14 protein-coding genes and 1 riboswitch are annotated in these 14,249 nt (G+C 62.4%); of the genes, 10 read left to right on the top strand and 4 right to left on the bottom strand.

The window, feature by feature from the left end:
• Positions 1–35 precede the first annotated feature (35 nt).
• The 4 genes from FHX10_RS22580 to FHX10_RS22565 all read right to left on the bottom strand — a co-directional run bounded on the left by FHX10_RS22580 (position 36) and on the right by FHX10_RS22565 (position 3,230).
• A complete protein-coding gene (locus FHX10_RS22580; RefSeq protein ID WP_063473456.1) occupies positions 36–836 on the bottom strand; it encodes an ABC transporter ATP-binding protein in 801 nt (266 codons plus the stop codon).
• Positions 833–1,639: an ABC transporter permease gene (locus FHX10_RS22575; RefSeq protein WP_063473457.1), complete on the bottom strand. Its 807-nt coding sequence runs from the start codon at positions 1,637–1,639 to the stop codon at positions 833–835. Before FHX10_RS22575 ends, FHX10_RS22580 begins: the two co-directional genes overlap by 4 nt.
• Before the next feature lie 90 nt (positions 1,640–1,729).
• A complete protein-coding gene (locus tag FHX10_RS22570) occupies positions 1,730–2,362 on the bottom strand; it encodes a YkoF family thiamine/hydroxymethylpyrimidine-binding protein (RefSeq protein WP_028755833.1) in 633 nt (210 codons plus the stop codon).
• Positions 2,353–2,466: riboswitch (TPP riboswitch) on the bottom strand. Its footprint overlaps the gene before it by 10 nt.
• Positions 2,467–2,654: 188 nt before the next feature.
• Positions 2,655–3,230, bottom strand: a complete 576-nt coding sequence (locus tag FHX10_RS22565; protein ID WP_063473458.1) for an NADPH-dependent FMN reductase — start codon at positions 3,228–3,230, stop codon at positions 2,655–2,657.
• An 83-nt stretch (positions 3,231–3,313) separates the two neighbouring features.
• Between FHX10_RS22565 and soxR the strand changes: the two genes are divergently transcribed.
• The 10 genes from soxR to FHX10_RS22515 all read left to right on the top strand — a co-directional run bounded on the left by soxR (position 3,314) and on the right by FHX10_RS22515 (position 14,152).
• Complete coding sequence (soxR, locus tag FHX10_RS22560; RefSeq protein ID WP_028755831.1) at positions 3,314–3,778, top strand: redox-sensitive transcriptional activator SoxR; 465 nt, start codon at positions 3,314–3,316, stop codon at positions 3,776–3,778.
• 79 nt (positions 3,779–3,857) lie between these two features.
• A complete protein-coding gene (locus tag FHX10_RS22555; protein WP_174824499.1) occupies positions 3,858–4,682 on the top strand; it encodes an SDR family NAD(P)-dependent oxidoreductase in 825 nt (274 codons plus the stop codon).
• A gap of 102 nt (positions 4,683–4,784) precedes the next feature.
• Positions 4,785–5,126 (top strand): ArsR/SmtB family transcription factor, encoded by a 342-nt coding sequence (locus FHX10_RS22550; RefSeq protein WP_028756030.1) that lies wholly within the window; start codon positions 4,785–4,787, stop codon positions 5,124–5,126.
• Positions 5,127–5,196: 70 nt separating this feature from the next.
• A complete protein-coding gene (locus FHX10_RS22545) occupies positions 5,197–6,090 on the top strand; it encodes a LysR family transcriptional regulator (RefSeq protein WP_028756029.1) in 894 nt (297 codons plus the stop codon).
• Between the two features lie 134 nt (positions 6,091–6,224).
• The gene (locus tag FHX10_RS22540; protein ID WP_028756028.1) at positions 6,225–6,704 is read left to right on the top strand and encodes a formate dehydrogenase subunit gamma; all 480 of its coding nucleotides are present in this window, start codon (positions 6,225–6,227) and stop codon (positions 6,702–6,704) included.
• A complete protein-coding gene (locus FHX10_RS22535) occupies positions 6,701–8,257 on the top strand; it encodes a formate dehydrogenase beta subunit (protein WP_028756027.1) in 1,557 nt (518 codons plus the stop codon). The genes FHX10_RS22540 and FHX10_RS22535 overlap by 4 nt, the downstream gene beginning before the upstream one ends.
• Positions 8,258–8,314: 57 nt before the next feature.
• Positions 8,315–11,194, top strand: coding sequence for a formate dehydrogenase subunit alpha (gene fdhF, locus FHX10_RS22530; RefSeq protein ID WP_028756026.1), 2,880 nt, complete (start codon positions 8,315–8,317; stop codon positions 11,192–11,194).
• Between the two features lie 37 nt (positions 11,195–11,231).
• On the top strand, positions 11,232–12,056 hold the full coding sequence (gene fdhD, locus FHX10_RS22525; protein WP_028756025.1) for a formate dehydrogenase accessory sulfurtransferase FdhD: 825 nt from the start codon (positions 11,232–11,234) through the stop codon (positions 12,054–12,056).
• A complete protein-coding gene (locus tag FHX10_RS22520; protein ID WP_028756024.1) occupies positions 12,046–12,282 on the top strand; it encodes a formate dehydrogenase subunit delta in 237 nt (78 codons plus the stop codon). The genes fdhD and FHX10_RS22520 overlap by 11 nt, the downstream gene beginning before the upstream one ends.
• 214 nt (positions 12,283–12,496) lie before the next feature.
• Positions 12,497–14,152: an OFA family MFS transporter gene (locus FHX10_RS22515; RefSeq protein WP_028756023.1), complete on the top strand. Its 1,656-nt coding sequence runs from the start codon at positions 12,497–12,499 to the stop codon at positions 14,150–14,152.
• Positions 14,153–14,249: the final 97 nt, after the last annotated feature.

Below are 14,249 nucleotides of genomic sequence, written 5' to 3'. Positions count from 1 at the left end.
CGGTTTCGGACGACATCATGCTCTAACTCTATAAATTAGAACAGCGATTCAGATTTTGGGCCGACCGGCCTAAAATCATCCTGTTCTTGCGGATGAAGCAGGGTTTGCAGGATTTCGGTTTCGATCGCCTGGGCCGCCGGCGAGCCGAGGTCGGCGATGCTTCTCGGACGGGGCAGGGGAACGCGGAATTCGCGGATGATACGCGCCGGACGGGCCGAAAGCACGTAGATCCGGTCGGAGAGGAACACGGCCTCGCGAACGTCATGGGTGATCAGCAGCGCCGTCCAGCGGTGCTCGGTCCACATGCCCTGCAGCCATTCCTGGATCTGCGTGCGCGTCAGCGCGTCGAGCGCGCCGAAGGGCTCGTCGAGCAGCAGCATGTCCTGCGTCTGGACGACGGTGCGCAGCAGTGCGGCGCGCTGGCGCATGCCGCCGGATAGTTCGGAAGGATAGTGGTGTTCGAAGCCGGAAAGGCCGAAGCTCTCGAACAAAGGCGCGACGGCGGCGCGGGCCGCGCGGCGGCTCATGCCTTTCACCTCGAGGCCGAGTGCCGCATTGTCGATGATCCGGCGCCAGGGCATCAGCGCATCGCGCTGCGGCATGAAGGCGAAGGAATGCGGTGCCTGTTCCAGCGGCACGCCGTTGAAAAGCATGGTGCCGGAATCGGGTCGAAGCGCCTGTGTCAGCAGCCGCAGCACCGTCGATTTTCCGGAGCCGGACGGTCCGACGATCGAAACGAACTCGCCGTCTGCGACGGCGAGCGAAATGTCGCCCAGCACCTTCATGCCGTCGAAGGACTTCGAGATACTACCGAGTTCAACCATTGTATCGCTCATCGGCGCCGCTCCCCGGTTGGCTGCCAGGGCATGACGAGGCGCTGGATCAACAGCGTCAGCCCGAAGAGGCCGAGCGTGAGCACGGCGCTGACGACGACGGCGGCGAGCACGAGATCGGGACGGAAATTGTTCTTGGCGTTGAGGATATAGATGCCGAGGCCGCGGGCGGCGCCGGCATATTCGGCAAAAATCGCGCCAACGACGGCATAGGTGATCGAGATTCTGAGGCCGGCGAAGAAATAGGGCAGCGAGGAGGGAAGCCGGGCCAGGCAGAAAATCCGCCAGCGACTCGCCTTCATCGAATTCAGCAATTCGGCGATGTCGCGGTCGGTCGATTCATAGCCCTGCAGCAGGGCGACGAGCAGCGGAAAGAAGGTGACGAGCGCCACCAGCAACACTTTCGGCAGCAGGCCGAAGCCGAACCAGAGGACGACGAGGGGCGCGATCGCCACCAGCGGCAGGGTCTGGCTGGCGATGAAGATCGGCAGCAATGCCCGGCGCATGAAGGGCACGAAATCCATGAGGATCGAGGCTACGAAGGCGAAAGCCAGCGACAGCGCGAAACCTCCAAGCGTCGCGCCGAGCGTCGGCCAGGTGTTTGATATCAGCGCCTCGCGGTTCAGCCAGCCCTGGATGACGATGCGCGACGGCGCCGGCAGGATGGAGGGCTTGATCCCGGAAAGATCGACATAGAGTTCCCATGCCGCCAAAAAGGCGCAGCCGGCGAGCAGGGCAGGTATGCCCCGGTAGAGAGCGGCGCGGAGCGCGGCAAGGCGCGAACCCAGTGGTGGTAGCGGTGTCATCGGCGTTCGATTTCAGGCTTTCGTCGGGCACTGCATAATTCCTTAAATCGGAATCGATTTAAGGATAAAATTATGCAGCAATTTAAAGTGTTACAGCGTCCTTTGCGCGTCTGAAAAGACGCGCGGCGCTGTATTGGCTGACACCGTGATATCGAGGGTCACATGCCCCTCGGGGTCACCGAAGCGATAGAAGGCCTCACGAATGGTTGCGAAGACGGCGCCGGCATCGCCAGAAAGCCTGGTGCAGAAATTCTTGGCGCGGTCGAAAGTGCCGGAGCGTTTGAGAAAGTCGATGCAGCCATAGATCTCGTCCATATGGGTGCCGGTTCCCATGACGTAGAGCGAGAATTGGGCAGCGGTCGGCTGTCCGGTCTCGGCGGTGATTTCAACGGCGGCAAGGGCGGCCGCTATACGGTCAGCAAGCGGCTCTGCCTGGCCGGAGGAGGGGTTGACGCCGCAGATGGCCTCGTCGGGCTCACCGGGGCAGCCGCGTGAGACGGCGGCGGACAGCACGCAATGTTCGCCGGTCTTTGCGGCGGTGACGAAAAGATCGTGCATGGCGGCGAAAAGAATGTCAGGCGGGCCGACCAGCAGCGTAGAGATGTCATCGGTCTCGATGCGCAGCCGGTCGCGATAGGGATCGAGCGCCTTGACGGCATCGAGAATGATGCCGACGAAATCGCCGGACATCGGATAGAGTGACACTTGTGCGCCTGAAAACATCTGAACCTCGCTCCGCTGGCATTACCCAGATCAGCTTTGAAGGGTCCAGAGGCTTGCACCTCACATCTCAGCCCCGGCAATACGGAGCTCCCCCGTTAATGGCGCGGAAACTATCACCGGGGTTTTCTCCCCGCAACTGCAAAGTTGCGAACCCGTCCATGCGGTCGGGATGAGCCTGCCATGCCCGGTATCGCCTGATATGCCTTACTGTTGAGAACACCCGGACGGAGGTCCTGCCCGGGTGTCCCTCGAGGTTCCGTACCTGCCGGGAACGGAACCGGAGCTTGCTGCCTCAGGCGGCGATGTCGGCATAGGGGCAATCGCTGCGGGCAGTGACGAGCGCCCGTGTCCACCATTCCAGCCTCGCCATCATCCGGTCGAGCAGACGCATCGCGTCGGTGGGATTGTCGAGCCGTCCCTCGGTGTCGAAGCGGTTCCAAGGTGCTGTAAAGCTCACCGAATCGCGGATCGTGACCGCGTGGAGTTCGGCAAAGACGAGGCGCAGCTGTTCGACGGCGCGCAGGCCGCCCGATATGCCGCCATAGGAAACGAAGGCGACAGGTTTGCCCTGCCAGGGCTCGAAGAAGAAATCGATGATCGACTTCAGCGAGGCCGTGAAGCTGTGATTGTATTCCGGGGTGACGATGATGAAGGCGTCGGCCATGCCAAGCCGCCCGGCGAGCCTGTCGATTTCGGGGTGTGCCACGTCACGGCTTACCGGCAGCGCGAAATCGAGCGGGTCGATGATGTCGATATCAAATTGCGGGAAGCGGACGAGCTCCTGCGTCAGCCATTTGACCACCCGGTCGCAGATGCGGCCCTCTCTCGTGCTGCCATAGATGACCGCCAGCCTGGTGGGTGTTTTCATGCGTTGCTCCTTGTCGCGATTGGACTTTACGATTATCGAAGCACGGGTTATAAAACCTCAACTAATATTGAGGTCAAGAGCCGATGGATACGATTCCTGCAACGCCGCTCGGCAGACTTCTGACGGTTGGCGAAGTGGCGGAGCGCAGCGGCCTTGCCGTCTCGGCGCTGCATTTCTACGAGACCAAGGGGCTGATCTCGAGCATCCGGTCCCGCGGCAACCAGCGGCGATACGGCCGTGACGTGCTGCGCCGGCTTGGCATCATCAAGGTGGCGCAGCGTGTCGGCATTCCGCTTTCGGAAATCCAGGCGGCGTTCGAGTCGCTGCCGCAAGGACGCACGCCCACCGTCGCCGACTGGCAGGTGCTGTCGGCGCGCTGGAAGGATGATCTCGACGCGCGAATCAGGCGGCTGAGCCTGCTGCGCGACCGTCTGACCGGCTGCATCGGCTGCGGCTGCCTGTCGATCGAAAGCTGTCCGTTGCGCAATCCCTGCGATCGGCTCGGCAAAGAGGGGTCGGGTGCGCGGCTTCTGGAGACCGAAAGCTAGAGCCCTTCCCCAGAGGGAGACTTGGCTGCGTCTCCCGGGAAAGATCGGTACCTGCCTTTCTTTCGGTCGGCGCGCTCATATGTTAAGGGCGAGTGACGCAACCGGCGGCACTGTCCGCGAGGAGGACGGCTTCGTGTTTCATCCCAGACTGTTCGAAAATCGCAATGTCGTCGTGACCGGCGCCGGCCGCGGCATCGGCCTCGAAGTGGCCCGGCAGTTCCTGGACTGCGGCGCAAAAGTGATCGTCCATACCGGGCGCAAGCCGGGACGCGAGCTGCCGGATTTCCTGCTGACGGCTGAATCCGAAAGACGGGCGCTGCTGCTGCACGCCGATTTCTCGGCGGCCGGTGGGGCGGCGCAATTTGCCGAAGACGTTCTCGCCTTCTTCGACAGGGTGCATGTGCTGGTGAACAATGCCGGCACCATGCTTGGCCGGTTTCCCGCGGCCACGCTCACCGACGCAGAATATGAGGCGATCGTGCGGCTCAACCAGACATCGGTGGTGGCGCTGACACGTGCACTGTTGCCGGCATTAAAGGCGGCTGAAGGCGCCGCTGTCGTCAACACGGTTTCGATTTCGGCGCTGACCGGCGGCAGCCCCGGTTCCTCGATCTATTCGGCCTCGAAAGCCTTCGTTGCGACCTATTCCAAGGCGCTTGCCCGTGAGCTCGCACCGGATGGAATCCGGGTCAATTGCGTGTCACCGGGAACGATCGAGACGGATTTCCATGAGCGCTATTCCTCCCGCGAAAAGCTGGAGCAGACAAGAAAATCCATCCCCCTGCAAAGGCTCGGCACGGCGGAGGATTGCGCTCCCGCCTATCTGTTCCTGGCGGCTCCCTCCCTCTCGGGCTACATCACCGGCCAGGTGATCGAGATCAATGGCGGTCAGCTTATCTGCTGATTTGCTTGGACCTTTTTTGGCATTTCGTCATTTTGGCCAATTCGCTTGTGCGAATATGCTATTGTACTGATCTACCTCATCGCCTCCCTTCCGAGATACCGCATGCCGTTGCCCAAACCCAAGCCGGGGATGACCGGCCAGGAATTGCACACACTCGCTGCAAAAGCCCATGAAGCGAGCGACCTGCTGAAAGCGCTGGCGCACCAGACCCGACTTCTCATCCTCTGCATATTGGCGAATGAGGAGCGGACGGTCAGTGAAATCGAACATATTCTGGGCATACAGCAGGCAATGGTCTCGCAGCAGCTGGCGCGCTTGAGGCTCGAAGGCCTGGTCAATACGCGCCGTCAGGGCAGGCTGGTCTATTACAGCATCGGCAATGTCAGCGTGCTCGCCTTCCTCGAATCGCTGTTCGAGCTTTTTCCGATTGCAGAAAACTGTTAGCGACCGCCCTTGCGGAGCACGGCTGCTATGTCGAAGATAGGTCCGGACGCGAAATGGCGCGGGAGGCCGGATGATCGACAAGCTGGAATTTTTCATCGCGCTTGCCAATGAAAAGCATTTCGGCCGCGCCGCGGAGGAGTGCGGCATCTCGCAGCCAACGCTTTCGGCGGCCATCCGGCAGCTCGAGGATCAACTCGGCGTCATGCTGGTACAGCGCGGTTCAAGGTTCCAGGGGCTAACGCCGGAGGGGCAGCGCGTGCTCGAATGGGCCCGGCGCATCGTCGGCGACGCCCGCACCATGCGCGAGGAGATGCGTGCCGCACGCCGCGGCCTTTCCGGCCATATTCGTCTTGCCGCCATTCCGACCGCGCTCGCCATGCTTTCGCGCATCACCACGCCCTTCCAGGAACGGCATCCCGGCGTGACCTTCTCGATCGTCTCGCGCAATTCGCTGCAGGTGCTGAGCATGCTCGAGAATCTCGAAATCGATGCCGGCATCACCTATCTCGAAAACGAGCCGCTCGGCCGCGTCACGACCGTTCCCCTCTATGCCGAGCGTTATCATCTGATCACGGCAGCCGGCAGCCCACTGTCGGATCGCGACAACGTGACCTGGCGAGAGGTCGGCGATCTTCGGCTTTGTCTATTGACCGCCGACATGCAGAACCGCCGCATCATCAACCGGCACTTGACGGAAGCCGGCGCCACCGTGCATCCGACACTCGAATCCAACTCGATGATCGTGCTGTTCTCGCATGTCAGGACCGGACGCTGGGCCAGCATCATGCCGCGCAACGTCGCCAAATCCTTTGGATTTCCAGTGGAAATCCGCATGATCCCGATCGTCGAGCCGGAGGCGCATCATCTGGTCGGCCTCGTTGCCCCTTATCGCGAGCCTTTCACGCCGCTTGTCTCGGCCCTGCTGCACGAGGCGAGAGTGCTCGTACAAGACGAGGAACTCTGATAGAAAAAAACTATCGTGCAACGTGATAGCTTTATTGATCGCCGGCTGCTTCCCTGAGATGCTGCTTGCGGAATGGCACTCGGCCGGGGGAGCCTGCCATTCCGCAACGAGCGAGCCGCCGGGAGGGCTGCCTTATGACCATTCATATCGCCGAAGGCGATATTGCAGCGCGCACACGTGCCATCGTCGCCGATCTTCGCTTTCTCGAAGGGCCGCTGCTTCCCATTCTGCACGAGGTCCAGCAAGAATTCGGCTATGTGCCGCAGGAGGCCATGCCCGTCATCGCGGAGGAACTGAACCTCTCCCGCGCCGAGGTGCATGGCGTGGTGACCTTCTATCACGATTATCGCGACCATCCCGCCGGCCGGCATGTGCTGAAGCTCTGTCGCGCCGAAGCCTGTCAGTCGATGGGCGGCGATGGCTTGGCTGAGCGCGTCAAGACGCTGCTCGGTATCGATTTTCATCAGACGACGCTCGATGGCGGCGTGACGCTGGAGCCGGTCTACTGTCTCGGGCTCTGCGCCTGCGCGCCGGCGGCGATGCTCGACGGCGAGGTCTATGGCCGGATCGACGATCAGATGGCGGCGGAACTCGTTGCGGAGGCACGCCGATGACGGTCAGGATATATGTTCCGCGCGATGCCGCAGCGCTGGCGCTCGGGGCCGAAAAGGTGGCAAAGGCGATTGCCCAGGAGATCGCCGCCCGCGGCCTCGATGCCGAGATCGTGCGCAACGGCTCGCGCGGAATGTTCTGGCTGGAGCCGCTAGTTGAGGTCGAGCTTGACGGCAAGCGCATCGGCTACGGCCCGGTAAAGGCCGGGGATGTGGCTGTTCTGTTCGATGCCGGGATGATGAACGGCGGCGAGCATCGGCTCTGTCTCGGGGAGGTTGAAGACCTCCCGTTCCTCAAGGAACAAACCCGCCTGACCTTTGCCCGCTGCGGCATTACCGATCCGCTTTCGCTTGCGGATTACGAGGCGCATGGCGGCCTTGCCGGTCTTCGACGCGCCGTTTCGATGACATCAGCCGATATCGTCAAGGAAGTCACCGATTCCGGCCTGCGTGGACGCGGCGGTGCCGGTTTTCCCACCGGCATCAAGTGGAAGACCGTTCTCGATGCTGCCGGCGACCGCAAATATATCGTCTGCAATGCCGATGAGGGCGACAGCGGCACCTTTGCCGACCGGATGATCATGGAGGGCGATCCCTTCGTGCTGATCGAGGGCATGGCGATATCAGGGCTCGCCACCGGCGCGACCAAGGGCTTCGTCTATACGCGTTCGGAATATCCGCACGCGATCGCGGTAATGACCGAAGCCGTCGGCATCGCCCGGCAGGCCGGCATTCTCGGATCATCGGTGCTCGGCTCCGGCCGTGCCTTCGATATCGAGGTGCGCACCGGCGCCGGCGCCTATGTCTGCGGCGAGGAGACGGCCCTGCTCAACAGTCTCGAAGGCAAGCGCGGCATCGTGCGTGCCAAGCCGCCGCTGCCGGCGCATAAGGGGCTGTTTAACTGTCCGACCGTCATCAACAACGTGATCTCTCTGGCTTCGGTGCCGGTCATCCTGGAAAAGGGTGCCGCCTTCTACCGCGATTTCGGCATGGGCCGTTCACGCGGCACCATCCCGCTGCAGGTTGCCGGCAATGTCAGATATGGTGGTCTCTTTGAGACGGCCTTCGGCCTTTCGCTCGGAGATATCGTCGACAGGATCGGCGGCGGGACGGCGACGGGACGGCCGGTCAAGGCCGTGCAGGTCGGCGGGCCGCTCGGTGCCTATTTCCCGCGGGCGCTGTTCGACACGCCTTTCGATTACGAAGCCTTCGCCGCCAGGGACGGGCTCATCGGCCATGCCGGCATCGTCGTCTTCGACGACACGGCCGACATGCTGAAGCAGGCGCGTTTCGCCATGGAATTCTGCGCCGTCGAAAGCTGCGGTAAGTGCACGCCCTGCCGCATCGGCTCGACACGCGGCGTGGAGACGGCCGACAAGATCGCTCAGGGCATCGAGCCGGAGAAGAACCGGGTGCTGCTTGCCGATCTCTGCAACACGATGAAGTTCGGCTCGCTCTGCGCGCTGGGCGGTTTCACGCCTTATCCGGTGATGAGCGCCATGACGCATTTCCCGAAGGATTTTTCGCCGGCACCTCTGGTGGAGGCGGCGGAATGACGAATTGTTCATGGAACGCCTGCGCTGACCTCACCATCTCAAGCAAGGAGACCGACCATGTCTCTCATCCATGAAATCGACTACGGCACTCCGGCTTCGACATCAGAGACCATGGTGACGCTCACCATTGATGGACAGCGGATCAGCGTGCCGGAGGGCACCTCCATCATGCGCGCCTCGATGGAGGCCGGCATCAAGGTGCCGAAGCTCTGCGCCACCGATATGGTCGATGCTTTCGGCTCCTGCCGGCTCTGCCTCGTCGAGATCGAGGGCCGCAACGGCACGCCCTCCTCATGCACGACGCCGGTGGCGGCAAACATGGTGGTGCACACGCAGACGGGGCGGCTGAAGGATATTCGCCGCGGCGTGATGGAACTCTATATTTCCGACCATCCGCTCGACTGTCTCACCTGCGCGGCCAACGGCGATTGCGAATTGCAGGACATGGCGGGCGCCGTCGGCCTGCGCGACGTGCGCTACGGCTACGAGGGCGATAATCACGTCAAGGCGCGCAACAACGGCGGCATCAATCTGAAATGGATGCCGAAAGACGAGTCCAATCCCTATTTCACCTATGACCCCTCCAAATGCATCGTCTGTTCGCGCTGTGTGCGCGCCTGCGAGGAAGTGCAGGGCACCTTCGCGCTGACGATCGAAGGACGCGGTTTCGGTTCGCGCGTTTCCCCCGGCATGCACGAGCATTTCATCGAATCCGAATGCGTCTCCTGCGGCGCCTGCGTCCAGGCCTGCCCGACGGCGACGCTGACGGAGAAGTCGGTGATAGAGATCGGCCAGCCGGAACATTCGGCGGTCACCACCTGCGCCTATTGCGGCGTCGGCTGTTCCTTCAAGGCGGAGATGCGCGGTGAGGAACTGGTGCGCATGGTGCCGTGGAAAGACGGCCAGGCCAATCGCGGCCATTCCTGCGTCAAGGGACGTTTCGCTTACGGCTATTCCACCCATAAGGACCGCATCCTCAACCCGATGATCCGCGAAAAGGTCAGCGATCCCTGGCGGGAGGTGAGCTGGGACGAGGCCTTCGCGCATGTGGCGCTGGAGTTCCGCCGCATCCAGTATCAATACGGCCGCGAGGCGATCGGCGGCATCACCTCCTCACGCTGCACCAATGAGGAAACCTATCTGGTGCAGAAGCTGATCCGCGCCGGTTTCGGCAACAACAATGTCGATACCTGCGCCCGCGTCTGCCATTCGCCGACCGGCTACGGTCTCGGCCAGACATTCGGCACGTCGGCAGGCACGCAGAATTTCGACAGTGTCGAGCATTCGGATGTCGTCGTCGTCATCGGCGCCAATCCGACGGACGGGCATCCTGTGTTCGGCTCACGGTTGAAGAAGCGGCTGCGCAAGGGCGCCAAACTCATTGTCATCGATCCGCGCCGCACCGATATCGTCCGGTCGCCGCATGTCGAGGCCTCCTATCACCTGCCGCTGAAGCCCGGCACCAATGTCGCAGTCATGACGGCGCTGGCTCATGTGATCGTCACCGAAGGACTCTATGACGAGAGCTTCATCCGCGAGCGCTGCGACTGGTCGGAGTTTGAGGACTGGGCTGCCTTCGTTGCCGAACCGCACCACAGTCCCGAAGAGACCGAGATCTTCACCGGAGTGCCGGCGGCGGATCTGCGTGGTGCGGCAAGGCTCTATGCCAAGGGCGGCAACGGCGCGATCTATTATGGCCTCGGCGTCACCGAACACAGCCAGGGTTCGACCACGGTCATTGCGATCGCCAACCTGGCGATGGCGACCGGCAATATCGGCCGCCCTGGTGTCGGCGTGAACCCGTTGCGCGGCCAGAACAACGTGCAGGGCTCCTGCGACATGGGCTCCTTCCCGCACGAATTGCCGGGCTACCGGCACATTTCCGACGATGCGACGCGCGATATCTTCGAAAAACTCTGGGGCGTGAAGCTCAACAACGAGCCCGGCCTGCGCATTCCGAACATGCTGGATGCGGCAGTCGACGGTTCCTTCAAGGGCATCTATATCCAGGGCGAGGACATTCTCCAGTCCGATCCCGATACCAAACACGTCGCCGCCGGGCTTGCGGCGATGGAATGCGTCGTCGTCCAGGATCTGTTCCTCAACGAGACCGCCAATTACGCCCATGTCTTCCTGCCGGGCTCGACCTTCCTCGAAAAGGACGGCACCTTCACCAATGCGGAGCGGCGTATCAACCGCGTGCGCAAGGTCATGTCGCCGCGCAACGGCTATGGCGACTGGGAAGTGACTCAGAAGCTTGCCCAGGCGATGGGGCTCGACTGGAATTACACCCATCCATCGGAAATCATGGACGAGATCGCCGCGACGACGCCGAGTTTCGCAATGGTCTCCTACGACTATCTCGATAAAATGGGCTCGGTGCAGTGGCCCTGCAACGAAAAGAATCCGCTCGGCTCGCCGATCATGCATGTCAACGGCTTCGTGCGCGGCAAGGGCAAGTTCATCCGCACCGAATATGTGGCGACCGACGAGCGCACCGGCCCGCGCTTCCCGCTGCTCCTGACGACCGGCCGCATCCTAAGCCAGTACAATGTCGGGGCGCAGACGCGGCGGACCGAGAATGTCGTCTGGCATGCGGAAGACCGGCTGGAAATCCATCCGCACGATGCCGAGCAGCGCGGCGTTCGCGACGGCGACTGGGTGAAGCTCGGCAGCCGCTCCGGCGACACGACGCTCCGGGCGTTGATCACCGATCGCGTCGCGCCCGGTGTGGTCTATACGACCTTCCATCATCCCAATACGCAGGTGAACGTCATCACCACCGATTTCTCCGACTGGGCGACCAACTGCCCGGAATACAAGGTGACGGCGGTGCAGGTCTCGCCTTCCAACGGGCCAAGTGAATGGCAGCTCGAATATGACGAGCAGGCGCGGCAATCGCGCCGCATCGCCGGCAATCTCGAGGCAGCGGAGTGACGATGCGGGGGTGGCCCTGTCAGGAGGAACGCGCGTCATGACCTTCACCGTCACTGCCCGTGCTCTCGAAACCGCCCGCCGCAACGGCATCGTGCAGACCGGTTCGCGCATCGTCCCGGAAGAAGTGCCGATCGCCTTTTCCTATGGCGGCAGTTCGCATGCGGTGATGATGGCAACGCCGGCGGATCTCGAGGATTTCGCCGTCGGGTTCAGCCTGACCGAGGGGATCATTGCCGGGCCGGCGGAGATATCGGCCATCGAAGTCGTCGAGGGTGAGCAGGGCATCGATGTGCAGGTAAGCCTTGTCGATGACGTCGCCGATCTGCTGCGGGCACGCCGCCGCAGCATGGCGGGGCCGGTCGGTTGCGGGCTCTGCGGCATCGAATCGATCGAACAGGCAGTGCGGCCGGTGCCTGATGTCTCGCCATCACTGCTGGCGCTGTCGCATGCGGATATCGTCCGCGCCGTTTCGCTTCTGAACGAGGCACAGCCGCTGCATCGTGAGACGCGGGCGGTGCATGGCGCCGGCTTTTATCGTCAAGGCGGGGGACTGATTGCCGTGCGCGAAGATGTCGGCCGGCACAATGCACTGGACAAGCTCTGCGGCGCCGTCATCCGCGCCGGCGAAAAAGGCGGGGACGGCGCGGTCGTCGTCACCAGCCGGCTTTCTGTCGAAATGGTGCAGAAGGCGGCGATCCTCGGCAGCCCGGTGCTCATCGCCATTTCGGCGCCGACGGCTCTGGCCATCCGCACGGCCGAAGCGGCCGGCATGACGCTCGTCGCGCTGGTGCGCGGCGAGGATTTCGAGATTTTCACCCACCCGCACCGTATCTCGCCTGGAAGCATTGCCGATGTCGCATGATACCAAGACCAAGCTCGTCTATATGGCAAATCAAATCGCTACCTTCTTCAAGAGCCAGCCGGAAAGCGAAGCCGCGCAGGGGGTCGCCACCCATATCAATAAATTCTGGGATCCGCGCATGCGGCGGCAATTGTTCGAAATTCTGGAGAATGAGGAGAACGGCCTGGATGCGCTGGTGCTGCAGGCCGCGCCTCTGATCCGAAAGCCGGAGCCTGCGACACACTAAAGCGCGTTCCTCGCGCTTTAGGTCTTTATTTCAAACCTTTTGTTTTTACGCAATTTCGGACGGAAAACCGTTTCCCACTTTTCCTGGAATTGCTCTCGGTCCGATTAGCCAGGATCGGTCCATGCGGGAGGGAAGGCAGGAGCAACCTGCCTGCGCATGTGCCGGTGATAACAAGTCTGAATCAAGCCAGGTCTGAATCAAGGAGGAGTTGTTCATGACTGCAGCCGAAACACGTACAGACGGGGTGGCGGGCTCGGGCCTGCTCGATCGTGAAAGGATCGTTGCACGGCCTGGGTTCAATCGGTGGCTGGTGCCGCCGGCAGCACTCGCCATCCACCTCTGCATCGGCATGGCCTATGGTTTCAGCGTGTTCTGGCTGCCACTTTCCAAGTCGCTCGGGATCACCGCCTCGACGGCCTGCCCGGATCTGACACTCGCCTCGGCGCTGTTCACCACCACCTGCGACTGGCGTGTTGCCGACCTCGGCTGGATCTATACGCTATTCTTCGTCCTCCTTGGCTCGTCCGCCGCCATCTGGGGCGGCTGGCTCGAGCGCGCCGGCCCGCGCAAGGCGGGCGTCGTTTCCGCCTGCTGCTGGTGCGGCGGTATCATTCTTGCCGCTATCGGCGTCATCACCCATCAGCTCTGGATGATGTGGCTTGGCGCCGGCGTCATCGGCGGCATCGGTCTCGGTCTCGGCTACATCTCGCCGGTCTCGACGCTGATCAAATGGTTTCCCGACCGGCGCGGCATGGCGACCGGCATGGCGATCATGGGCTTCGGCGGTGGCGCGATGATCGGCGCGCCGCTTGCCAACCTGCTGATGAATGCCTTCAAGACCGACAGTTCGGTCGGTGTCTGGCAAACCTTCATCGTCATGGCGGCGATTTATTTCGTCTTCATGATGGGCGGCGCCTTCGGCTATCGCATCCCGCCGGCCGGGTGGCGTCCTGACGGCTGGACGCCGCCTGCGGCCAAGAGCACGATGATCACCACCAAACATGTGCACCTGCGCGATGCCCACAAGACCAAACAGTTCTGGCTGATCTGGGCCGTGCTCTGCCTCAACGTTTCGGCCGGTATCGGTGTTCTCGGCATGGCTTCGCCGATGCTGCAGGAAATCTTCGCCGGCTCGCTGATCGGCCTGCCGGATGTCGGTTTCGCCCAGCTGGACGCCGGCCAGAAGGCATCGATCGCCACGATCGCCGCCGGTTTTGCCGGCCTGCTGTCGCTCTTCAATATCGGCGGACGGTTCTTCTGGGCGTCGCTGTCCGACAAGATCGGCCGCAAGAATACCTATTATTGCTTCTTCATCCTCGGCATTGTGCTCTATGCACTGGCGCCGACCTTTGCGGGCATGGGCAACAAGGCGCTGTTCGTTCTCGCCTTCGGCATCATCTTGTCGATGTATGGCGGCGGCTTCGCGACGATCCCTGCCTATCTCGCCGATATTTTCGGTACGCAGTTCGTCGGCGCCATCCACGGCCGGCTGCTGACGGCCTGGGCAACGGCCGGCATCGTCGGTCCCGTCGTCGTCAACTATATCCGCGAAGCGCAGATCGCCGCCGGCGTGGCACCCGGTCCAACCCTCTATACCGGCACCATGTATATCCTCGCCGGCATGCTGGCGCTCGGCCTCATCGCCAATTCGCTGATCAGGCCGCTTTCGGACAAATGGTTCATGTCGGACGACGAGGTTGCTGCGCTGCAGGCGAAGTCTGCGGCGGTCAATGCCGGCCCGACCGGTTCCTTTGGCATCGGCACAGGCGGGTTGGACGCCAAGGCGATGCTTGCCTGGGCCGTCGTCGGCATTCCGCTGCTCTGGGGTGTCTGGGTGACGCTGAGGGCGACGTTCGCGCTGTTCGGATGAGCCGTCACGGCGCGTCGCACGGGCTTCATGCGACGCGCTTCATCTTCGTCTACCGCCTCAGTCTGATCAGAGTGCCGCCTGGTGGCGGCACGATAGG

The sequence above is a fragment of the Rhizobium sp. BK591 genome (assembly GCF_014195045.1).
GTDB classification, from domain to species: domain Bacteria; phylum Pseudomonadota; class Alphaproteobacteria; order Rhizobiales; family Rhizobiaceae; genus Rhizobium; species Rhizobium anhuiense.
Note: the sequence above shows the minus strand (reverse complement) of the source record. Positions and strands in the feature narration are given on the sequence as shown.